Source organism: Pyrobaculum sp., assembly GCF_049971835.1.
Lineage (GTDB): Archaea > Thermoproteota > Thermoprotei > Thermoproteales > Thermoproteaceae > Pyrobaculum.
The window spans coordinates 1-9,536 of record NZ_JBMFKV010000075.1; the positions used below are offsets into that span (position 1 = coordinate 1).

Here is a 9,536-nt window from a genome sequence, read left to right on the forward strand (position 1 = left end):
GCCATGTAGAAGTATAGCAAACTCTATTTATATAATATATTCTCTGGTGTATACGTCGTAATGCACTGCTACTTAATCTCTCCCACTGCCAGCTTCAAAGCCGCCGCCGCCGTCTCCACCTGCGCCACTTCTATACGCTCGTCTTCAGTGTGGGCGTAGACCGGGTCGCCGGGGCCGAAGGCGACGATGTTCTTAGTGAGGGCGGCTAATATGTTGAAGTCGGCTGTGCCCCACTTCCTGCTGAGCTTCGGCTCGACGCCGAGCTTTATCAAAGCCCTTGTTAAGGCGCGGGCCGCCGGGTTCGTGGGGGACACCTCCACGGGGTCTGTGCAAGACGCCGACCTGGCGCCGGGTGGTAGCGACTGCAACAGGTCGCGGCAGGTCCTGCCCGGCGGTATCCTGACGTCCAACACCATAACGCAACGGGTCGGCACCTTGTTTGGGGCCTCTCCGCACTGCACCACTGTGGGGGTGACGGTGAAAGCGTCGTACCTCTCCGCGTGGCCGAGGGCCCTCTTCACCTCCTGGTAGACGGCGTAGAGCTCCTCCACGACGTTGCCGTAGATCGGCGAGCTGGCGTGACCCCCCCTTGACTGTAGCTCTATGTACACCTTCGCGCCGCCTCTATAGGCGTAGGCGATGTGGAGATTCGTGGGCTCCCCCACATATATGTGGGTTGGCCTCGGAGGGCCTCCCCTCATGAGGGCCTCTGTCCCGGCGCTGTCGTCCTCCTCGGCGGTGACCAGCGCGAGTACCAGCGTCCCCCGCGGCTCGGCTTCTAGAAAGGCCTTGAGGTATGCGACGAGGGGGCCTTTGTCGTCTACGGCGCCGCGGCCCCAGACGACGCCGTTTTCAACTCTCACCGGCAGGGGGCCGGGCACCGTGTCCATGTGGGCGTGTAGCCACACCACGGGGGACCCCCCGCCTTTGACAGCCACTACGTTGCCCGCCTCGTCTATCCAGACGTCTGCCACGTGCCTCTTTAGATAGGCGTGTAGATACCTGGCGAGCTCCGCCTCGCCGTGGGACGGGCTGTATATCTTCAACACATCCACCAGCAACTGGGTGACGTCCATGGAGCTGTTTTGTGAGGTATATAAAAACCACAAAATATATATAACGCGGGAGATCCTTATCTATGCACATACGCGAGGCGTTGAGACTTGCGAGGGAGTTCGGCGCCTTCACCGCGGCGCAAGCGGCTTACATCCTAGGCATGCCCGTAGCCGAGGCGAGGGAGAGGCTGGAGCGGCTTGTCCACAACGGCTTGCTGAAGGCCGTCGACGTAGCGGGGGTGAGGTTTTACTACAGAGACCCCATGGAGGCGGCGGAGGTTATCCTCAGCTCGGTAGACATAGCGGCCCTCCCCCGCGAGGAGAGGCGGAGGCTGGCCAATCTATGAGCTGGAGGTGGGAGAGGCTGAGCGACTGCGTGGAGAGGAGGTATGTAAGCGGTGAGAGGATCACGGTGGCGCAGTTCAGGATTAGGGAGGGCTGTGTGGTGCAGAGACACAGCCACCCCAACGAGCAGATCACCGTCGTTCTACAAGGCGTCTTGGAGTTCGACGTCGGGGGGAGGCGCTTCACCGCCTCGGCGGGAGACGTCGTCGTGATTCCCCCCGGCGTGGAGCACGAGGTGAGGGCCGTCACAGACGCCGTGGTGATAGACACCTTCGCCCCACCCCGCAGAGACTGGGCTGGCGGGGGAGACGCCTACCTGAGGAGGTAGGCTAGAGCTCGAGGATCCTCCCCGTCCTCCAGACCTGGAACCTGGGCCTCCTTCTGTTGACCACCGCCTCGGCCACGTAGAGCCTCAGCTCGAACACGTTGGTCACCGGCTTGCCGTCTACTTTCATTATTACATCGCCCCGCTGGATGCCTATCTCGTCTGCGGGTGAGCCGGGTAGGACCTCAGCCACGAGGAGGCCTCTATCTATGGGGAAGCCGTATAGAGAGGCCAGGGCCTTGTTCAGCGCCGTGACGTATATGCCGAGGGCGGGGCGGGTGTAGCGGCCGTATTTCTGCACCATCTCCAGCATGACCCGCGCGAAGTCTATGGGGACTGCGAAGCCGAGGCCCTGCGCCCCCGCTATGATGGCCGAGTTTATGCCCACCGCCTCCCCCGACATGTTGATCAGCGGCCCCCCGGAGTTGCCGGGGTTTATGGCGGCGTCTGTCTGTATCAAAAACTCGAATACCCTCTCGCCGGCTCTCAGAGTTCTGCCGACGGCGCTGACTATCCCGAAGGTCGCCGTCGGCTTGTCGAGGAGGGCTAGGGGGAATCCGATGGCCACCACGCCCTGGCCCACCCTAAGCCTCAAGGCGCTCCCCATGGGGAGCGGAGGCGTCTGCAACTCGGCGTATATCAACGCCATGTCGTAGTCAGGATCCCCAGCCGCCACCCTCCCCGGCGCCTTGTCGCCCTCGGGCGTCACAAGCACAACCTCATCGGCCGAGGCCACGACGTGGAAGGCAGTGGCGAAGAAGCCCCTCCCCACGGCGAAGGCTGTGCCGAACCCCACGTCGCCCGTGAAGACGTCCACCTGCCGCGTGACCACGGCCACCACAGACCTAGCGGCCTTCTCCACCAAGTTGCTAAGGTCCACCACACCCCCTCTTTGAGGACTTAAAAATATATAGGTGGGCTATCCCTACAGCATGGCAGAGAGGTGGGTTGCCCTCGGGGTTTCCCTAGCCCTCGCGGTGAGCATCGCCGCGCTTTTCCTAGCCTTCACGGCCTGCCGAGCCCCGCCCCAGCCTCCACAGCCAGCTAAGCCGAAGATCGTGCTGGTGCCGGTAAACTACGTCATCGACAGCCCCCAGGTGGACAAGACGGTGTCCGCCCTCACATCAATAGCGCAGAGAGATGACGTGGCTGGCATAGTCCTCGTTATCGACTCGCCGGGCGGCACGGTGTCGGCTACGGAGGCGCTGTACACAGCGCTTCGGGGGATAAACAAGACGAAATACGCCGTGGTGAACGGCCTCGCCGCCTCCGGCGCCTACTACGTGGCGGTGGCGGCTGACAAGATATACGCGGCGCCCTCCAGCTGGGTGGGCAACGTTGGGGTGATAGCCGTGCTGTGGCCCGAGGAGTATTTCTACGACATACCCGACTACGTATACACGACGGGGCCTCTCAAGTACTACGGCAGGGAGCTGGTGGACTTCTACAACGACATCGAGAGGGTCAGGCTCAACTTCGTCAACGCCGTCTTGAAGGGGCGGGCGGGCAAGATCAAGGCCGACCCCCAGGTTTTCGAAACCGCATCTATCTTCACAGCCGACCAGGCGAAGAGCCTCGGCCTAGTCGACGAGATAGGCGGCATCTTCGACGCTGTGAGAGACATGGCGCAGAGGCTGGGCCTAACCCAGTACGAGGTGAAGTACCTCAGCCAGGTGGCCAACGTCTCGACGGCCCCGGCGGGGGCCCAGTACAAGGTAGAGCTCTCCACGCTACTCAACTCCACGCCTGTGCCAATCTTCTACATCCTGCCGACGGCCGTCCAGTGGAGGCTCCCGGCGGACGGCGGGGGGAACAAGACGCCTCCGCCCGCCGCCCCGCCGGAGAAGCCCTACGTCGTGCTGGACATGGCCCACGGCAACATGGTCCCCCGTAGCTTTATAGAGGTTCTGCGCGCCGAGCTAGCCACGAGGGGATACGCCCTGGTTTCCGCCGCCAGCGAGTACCAGCTGTCGACGCTTCTCGCCAACGCCACGGGGCTCGTCGTGGTTAACCCCACGGCTCCCTTCAGCAGAGACGGCGTGAGGGCTGTGCTGAACGCCACGGCGAGGGGGGTGAGGGTGGCCTACTTCTACGACATGAGGGCCAGCGCGGTGGTTGTGAGCTCCGGCGCGGCCTACGTAGCGCCATACTCCCTATTCGCTGTATTCGACCCGTTGCTGACATACTTCAACATGTCGGGGCTGAGGGCGGTGTACAACTTCACAGCCGGCGGGGCTAACTACACAGAGAACTGGCAGTTCGTCGCAGTGAGGCCCCGGGGCAACTGGACACTGCTGAGGGGGGTGGAGAGGCTCCTCCTCTTCAGCCCCTCGGCCGTGGCGGCCAATACGCCGCATAGGCTAGAGGCCTGGGGCTACGTATTCGGCTACGGCTGGGGCAACTACACAGTGGCGGCCCAGGTGGGCAACTTCACCTTCATAGGCACCGTGAGGTCCTTCACGCCGTACTTCATAACCCAGGGAGACAACTGGAGATTTTTCAAAAACGTGGTGGACTGGCTCGTGGAGAAGAGACCTATTGCGAAGAAGCTCGGCCCCGTGTCTGCCGTGATATATACAGGTTGAGCTCCCTCAGCAGATCCCCCAGCAGAGCCCTGGGTATCCTGGCGCCAGCCGCGTTTTTGTGGCCCCCGCCAGAGGCGGAGTGCCTCCTGGCGAATTCCCTCAGAAAGGCGTTGAGATCCACTTCTGCGGAGGAGCGGAGGCTCATGACGTAGATCTCCCCCCTCTCCTCGGCGGCGAGGCCCACCGAGGCGTCTTTGAGGCCTCTGGCTAAATTAGCGGCGAGGCCCAGGGGGCCCGGCGGGTTTATGACATAAGCCACCTTGCCCTCCACCAACGCGTTTTTCTCCACCCAGCCCACGAGGGCCTCGTTTACCCGCGCCTGCTCCTCCGCCAGCTTGAGCAACTTCGCCATGGCCGAGGGGGCCCCGTTTCCAGCAAGGTGGTTGACGACCTCCCGCTTGAATTCATGATCTTTCCGCGCCCGCTCAAGCCCCTGCATCAAGACGCCGGCTTCGTAGTAAATAATTCTCTTGTCCCACCGCTCCAGCGCCTCCCTCACCCACTCGGTGTAGTCCATGTAGTCGCTAATGGCGCCGTACAGAGCCACGCGGGTGTAGGCGCGGGGGAGTCTGCCGGCCAGCCGCCGGTAGACAAGCTCAGACGCCGACGGCCCCTCCTCACCAACTGCTTAGGCCTCGCCACGACGCCCTCGTCGTCCACCAGGTAGAAGCCGTAGGTGCCGGGGATGGCGGGGTAGTCCGTGATGTTGACAAGCTCGCTACCGATCCTGACCTTGAGGTTGCCCGGCTTTATGTAGGACTCCCCCGCCTCCGCGCCCTCCCTGCCGTATATCCTATCGAGCTCGAAGGGGTGGCCCACGGACTCGTGGACGAGTATCCCCGCCATCTCGGGGGAGAACACGACGTCGTACCTCCCCGGCGCGGCCGACCTCGCCCTCTCCAGTAGCTGGCCCAGCTTCTTGGACTCCTCCTCGAGCACCTTCTCCGCCCCGGCTATGGAGTCTTGGGCGGTGCCGCCGAGGAAGACGTCTCTCTGCAAACTGCCGAGGGAGGGCTCGTGTTTTATCAACATGGCGAATAGATACACCCTCGGCACCTTGCTGTACACATCCGCGCCGTCGCTCGTCACCACCCGCTTCTCCGTCGTCCAGACGTGCGCCACCAGCCTCCTCACTGAGAGGCTCTTGTCCACATATTCATCTAGAGTCTTCAGCAGATCTACGGGGTCTACCTCAATGGGCGGGAGGCTGTAGCTGAATCTGGCCAGCGCCTCCTCGCTGAGGGCCACCGGGGCCTTCCTCATCCTCCCGGCGGCCTTGGCCAGCTTGACCGCGCGCTCCACCGCCTCCAGCACCCCCTCCAGCTCTAGGCGGGGCGATGCGGCGAAGCCGAGCCCGCCCCCCGCCACGGCCCTCACGGCCACCCCCTCGCTGTGGTAGGTAGTGGAGAACTCAAACTGCCCATTTCTAAAGCCGGCCACCGAGCCGCCGTCTCTCTGCCACCTCACCTCCACGTAGGAGGCCCCCAGAGATAGGCCGTACTCCAGAGATTTGTAGAGTAGCTCATCCATGGGGGAGTGTTGAGTGGGCTTTATCAGCATTAATGTTTAAAGCTGTGGCTTTGTTGAGACGTGTCTGTCTACCTTGTGCAACACGGCTTGGCATTTAAAGAATCTGAGGATCCCGAGAGGAGGCTTACCCCGAGAGGCGTCGAGGAGACCGAGAGGGTGGCGAGGCACCTCGCGGAGAGGGGCGTGGAGGTTGGGGAGATTATCCACAGCGGCCGCGCCAGGGCCAGGCAGACGGCTGAGATATTCGCCAGGCATCTCAAAGCTCCTGTGAGGGAGGGAGACGGCCTCGGCCCCAACGACGATCCCTCCATCTGGGCTGGGAGGCTGGCCGGGGTTAGCTACGGCATAATGCTGGTGGGCCACCTGCCGCACCTGTCGAGGCTCAGCTCCCTCCTCCTCGTCGGCAACCCAGACGTCGAGATAATTAAGTTTAGATACTCAGGTGTGGCAAAGCTCGAGAGGGAGGGCGCGAGGTGGGCGCTGGCGTGGTACATAACTCCGGAGCTGGTATGAGGCTCTGGTATGTAATAGGCGCCTCCGAGCCGCACGCCTTCTACAAGTCGACGGTTGTCTTGGTGAAGTCCACCCAGATAGCGCTCTACCTCTCCGCCGCGTTGCTCGCCTCCGGCGTCGCCGCGGCCGCGGTCAACAGGCACCTCCACGAATTTCTCATGGTAGCCGGGTTGCTGGCCTTTTACCACGCGGTGATGTACGTCCAGCTACCCGGCTTCATAAACGCGACGCCTCACATCTACGCGACGTTGGCACTCCTCGCCCTCTTTATAGCGGCTATGGCCGCCTCTTCCTGCTACGGATATGCGGCGTATGCGCCATACGCCGTACTGCACCTCATCCTGTACCTAAGGGGTGTCTGGGGGAAGCCCACCTATTACCCGAATATAATCACGGCGGCGGGGCTTCTACTGTTGCCCTTCGCGAACAGCCACTTGGAGGCTGTTTTGACTTTTCCACTCGCCTCGGTGTATTCCCTCATGTATAGGATAGACGCCTCCAGAGCGAGGAGGAGGTTTACGGCCCTCGGCGCGTTGTCCATAGCGGCGACGTACGTAGCCGCCTTTGCGGCTGTTAAGGCTGGCTATCTCTGGGCTGTTGTGGCGCCGTCCATAGCCTTAACCATCGCGGCGCCTCCACGGATAGGCGATAAATATGGAGTCGCCGCCCTCCTCTTTAGGTGGCTAGTTGCCCTGGGGCCTTTTGGCACGCATCTCGTCTACATGGCCTTCGCCGTCATTATGTCGGCGTTATGCGTCCCCTACTTCATCGGCGCTATTCTCTTTAGACAAGTGCCAAGCTACGGACCGGAGCTTGTTTTGACGGCGTTGTTGTCTTATATTTTGAGAAATCTAGGGATCTTGGCCCCATCGGCGTTGTTCGTGCTTGCTATAATAGGCTACGCCGTAATCAGATCGATAAGAGAAAAGTACTACCCCCCAACGCCGCCGTGACCACATTATTTTTAAACAGCGCCTAGTGTATCCACCATGAAGTTGGAGGGGGTTATCGTGGCCACGGTGACGCCCTTTACAAAAGACGGGGTTAACTACGAGGGGCTTAGGCTCCTCCTTTCAAAAATTGTGGAGGCTGGGTACCACGGCGTGTTCCCCACATCCTCAACCGGGGAGGTCACCAAGCTGACTGTCGAGGAGAGGGTGAGGGTTATGCAGTTGGCTAAGGAGGTGGCGGGGGGGAGGGCCCTAGTCGTCGGGGGCACGGGGACGGGGGACCACGTCTCGACTATCGAGGTGGCTAGGAGGTACAGAGACGTGGGGGTGGATCTCCTCTTGATCACGCCGCCTTACTACATCCAGTACGACTGGGCCGCCATATACGCCTTCTACAAAAAGGTGCTCGACAAGGTGGACATGCCGGTCATTCTCTACACCATCCCCCTGGCCACGGGGTACAACATCCCCGTGGAGGTCTTTGAGCTTGTTGCCAACGAATACAGCCAGGTGGTGGGGGTTAAGGACAGCTCTGGCGACTTCCGATACCACCTAGACCTAATCCACTTACTGGGGAGGAGGCTCTCCGTACTGCAGGGTCTGGACACGTTGTTCGTGCCGTCGCTGTTAATGGGGGCCCACGGCGGCATCTTGGCGGGTCCCAACTTCCTAGGCGCTCTGACCCTCAAGGAGTACCAGCTGGTGAGAGAGGGGAACGTGGCGGAGGCCGTAGAGCTCCACAACAAGTTGATGCCGCTGTGGAGGTTTATGGGCGGTTGCGGCTTGGTGGGGAAGCTGGGCGGCAAGTGGCCCACTCTCTACAAGCTTGCGGCTCAGCTGGTCCACGGCGTGGACATGGGCCCGCCGAGGGAGCCCCTCCCGCCTGTGGACGACAAAGACGTGAAGGAGCTTCAGAAGCTTTTGAAGGAGCTGGGGCTTATATAGGGCGTGGGGGTTGTAGACAGGAGGGTTTTCGAGGCTCGTAAAAAGGCGTTTGTGGAGAGGCTGGAGAGGGAGGCTCTTCAAGACAGGGTTGACGGCGACATCCTGCCCCTCCTCCGCCTCCTCAACACACACCCCGACATATACACCACCTCAAGCTGTAGCGGCAGGATTATGGTGGCCGAGGCTGTGAGGCCCAGTTACAGCAAGGGGCGCGGCTTCAGGCCGGTGGCGAAGTGGCACCACCCCGTGGACGTGGACCTGGTGGGGGAGGTGGCCGCGGGGCTGGACAACGCCTGGCTAATGGTGAGGGGGGCTATTCTTCACCTAGCCGCCGCCGACGCGAAGACGGCGTATAGGCTGGTGGAGCTGGGGCGGGAGACCGGTCATAAACACAGCGGTGTCATCGCCATAAACCGCGGGGGTATATTCGTGGAGATCCTCGGCGAGGAGCGGCTGGACATCCCTCTAAAAGCCGGGGGGCGCCTCCTGGCCGATCTGGAGGCGGCTGTGGATATGGCTAACAAGACGCTGGCGCTGGCGAAGCTGAGGCTCTACTGGCTGGCCGCCAGGATCGAGTCGGCTCTCTTCGGCGTAGAGGCCCCCACCAGCGAGGAGATAAGAGCCGCCATTAGGAGGTTTCTCCAGTGCCTATGAACAACGGCGCTACGCAAGATTTTTTAAATTGGATACACGGCGCACACATGGCGAGGGCAAAAACAGCAAGAGCAGACACAGACCCCAGGAGGGTGCAACTCCTAAAAATAATAGAGGAGCTCGGCGCCGTGACCCAGGGGCAGCTAGCCAGACTAACCGGCTTCAGCTGGGGCAAGCTCCAGTGGCACCTCTACGTCCTTGAGAGAGACGGCAAGGTGAGGAGAGTTTCTAAAAACGGCGTGGTGTACTACGTCTCGGCGCGCCTCACCCCACCTTTGTTAGATTTAGAGTAAGTGGGTTGAAGATCAGGGGCTTGTTCAACAAGCCGAGTGTTATCTCCGTTTTGTTGCCGGTGGCTGTCACCTCTCTCGGCGCCACGACGTCTGGCGGGGCTACTATTCTGTAACTGCCCCGGGGGAGGCCCCTCACCTCCACTGTGAAGGTACGATCGGCGGGGACTAGGCCAAGCACGCCGGGGCCGGGGAGGGTTTGGTTATAGGCGCCGCCCAGCCTCACCTTCTTTATACACGACACGAAGACGTACTTCCCTATTGTGTAGTTGACGCCTAGGTAGCTCACCCCTCTTATGTCTAGTGGCTTGCTAGATCTGAGCTCTAGGTATATGTTCAGCACC

At 61.4% G+C, this 9,536-nt stretch carries 12 protein-coding genes and 1 pseudogene; 8 read left to right on the forward strand and 5 right to left on the reverse strand.

Going from position 1 to position 9,536, the window contains the following annotated elements:
* Positions 1 to 68: 68 nt before the first annotated feature.
* A complete protein-coding gene (locus tag ACP5J3_RS07745; protein WP_428495160.1) occupies positions 69 to 1,076 on the reverse strand; it encodes a M20/M25/M40 family metallo-hydrolase in 1,008 nt (335 codons plus the stop codon).
* A 62-nt stretch (positions 1,077 to 1,138) separates the two neighbouring features.
* Between ACP5J3_RS07745 and ACP5J3_RS07750 the strand changes: the two genes are divergently transcribed.
* Positions 1,139 to 1,402: a DNA glycosylase AlkZ-like family protein gene (locus ACP5J3_RS07750; protein WP_428495161.1), complete on the forward strand. Its 264-nt coding sequence runs from the start codon at positions 1,139 to 1,141 to the stop codon at positions 1,400 to 1,402.
* Positions 1,399 to 1,728 carry a cupin domain-containing protein gene (locus ACP5J3_RS07755; RefSeq protein WP_428495162.1) on the forward strand — a complete coding sequence of 110 codons (330 nt, stop codon included), beginning with the start codon at positions 1,399 to 1,401 and terminating at the stop codon, positions 1,726 to 1,728. Before ACP5J3_RS07750 ends, ACP5J3_RS07755 begins: the two co-directional genes overlap by 4 nt.
* Before the next feature lies 1 nt (position 1,729).
* Here ACP5J3_RS07755 and ACP5J3_RS07760 read toward each other — a convergent pair whose 3' ends face one another.
* Positions 1,730 to 2,605, reverse strand: coding sequence for a S1C family serine protease (locus ACP5J3_RS07760; RefSeq protein ID WP_428495163.1), 876 nt, complete (start codon positions 2,603 to 2,605; stop codon positions 1,730 to 1,732).
* Positions 2,606 to 2,657: 52 nt separating this feature from the next.
* On the opposite strand from ACP5J3_RS07760, the gene ACP5J3_RS07765 reads away from it, so the two are divergent.
* Positions 2,658 to 4,310: a S49 family peptidase gene (locus ACP5J3_RS07765; RefSeq protein WP_428495164.1), complete on the forward strand. Its 1,653-nt coding sequence runs from the start codon at positions 2,658 to 2,660 to the stop codon at positions 4,308 to 4,310.
* Here ACP5J3_RS07765 and ACP5J3_RS07770 read toward each other — a convergent pair.
* Both ACP5J3_RS07770 and ACP5J3_RS07775 read right to left on the reverse strand, forming a co-directional pair.
* A complete protein-coding gene (locus ACP5J3_RS07770; RefSeq protein ID WP_428495165.1) occupies positions 4,261 to 4,857 on the reverse strand; it encodes a DHH family phosphoesterase in 597 nt (198 codons plus the stop codon). The two genes, ACP5J3_RS07765 and ACP5J3_RS07770, sit on opposite strands and share 50 nt — an antisense overlap.
* The gene (locus ACP5J3_RS07775) at positions 4,806 to 5,840 is read right to left on the reverse strand and encodes a TldD/PmbA family protein (protein WP_428495166.1); all 1,035 of its coding nucleotides are present in this window, start codon (positions 5,838 to 5,840) and stop codon (positions 4,806 to 4,808) included. Before ACP5J3_RS07775 ends, ACP5J3_RS07770 begins: the two co-directional genes overlap by 52 nt.
* Positions 5,841 to 5,900: 60 nt before the next feature.
* Here ACP5J3_RS07775 and sixA point away from each other — a divergent pair, with 60 nt between their 5' ends.
* The 5 genes from sixA to ACP5J3_RS07800 are packed head-to-tail and all read left to right on the forward strand — an operon-like array spanning position 5,901 to position 9,195.
* Positions 5,901 to 6,353 carry a phosphohistidine phosphatase SixA gene (gene sixA / locus ACP5J3_RS07780; RefSeq protein ID WP_428495167.1) on the forward strand — a complete coding sequence of 151 codons (453 nt, stop codon included), beginning with the start codon at positions 5,901 to 5,903 and terminating at the stop codon, positions 6,351 to 6,353.
* Positions 6,350 to 7,306, forward strand: a complete 957-nt coding sequence (locus ACP5J3_RS07785; RefSeq protein WP_428495168.1) for a hypothetical protein — start codon at positions 6,350 to 6,352, stop codon at positions 7,304 to 7,306. Before sixA ends, ACP5J3_RS07785 begins: the two co-directional genes overlap by 4 nt.
* A 36-nt stretch (positions 7,307 to 7,342) precedes the next feature.
* Positions 7,343 to 8,248, forward strand: coding sequence for a dihydrodipicolinate synthase family protein (locus ACP5J3_RS07790; RefSeq protein ID WP_428495169.1), 906 nt, complete (start codon positions 7,343 to 7,345; stop codon positions 8,246 to 8,248).
* Between the two features lie 3 nt (positions 8,249 to 8,251).
* On the forward strand, positions 8,252 to 8,902 hold the full coding sequence (locus tag ACP5J3_RS07795; RefSeq protein WP_428495170.1) for a tRNA-wybutosine modification methyltransferase TYW3: 651 nt from the start codon (positions 8,252 to 8,254) through the stop codon (positions 8,900 to 8,902).
* Between the two features lie 47 nt (positions 8,903 to 8,949).
* The gene (locus ACP5J3_RS07800) at positions 8,950 to 9,195 is read left to right on the forward strand and encodes a winged helix-turn-helix transcriptional regulator (RefSeq protein ID WP_428495171.1); all 246 of its coding nucleotides are present in this window, start codon (positions 8,950 to 8,952) and stop codon (positions 9,193 to 9,195) included.
* On the opposite strand, the pseudogene ACP5J3_RS07805 reads toward ACP5J3_RS07800, so the two are convergent.
* Positions 9,167 to 9,536, reverse strand: a pseudogene (locus ACP5J3_RS07805) (hypothetical protein); the annotation flags it as partial. The gene ACP5J3_RS07800 and the pseudogene ACP5J3_RS07805 sit on opposite strands and share 29 nt — an antisense overlap.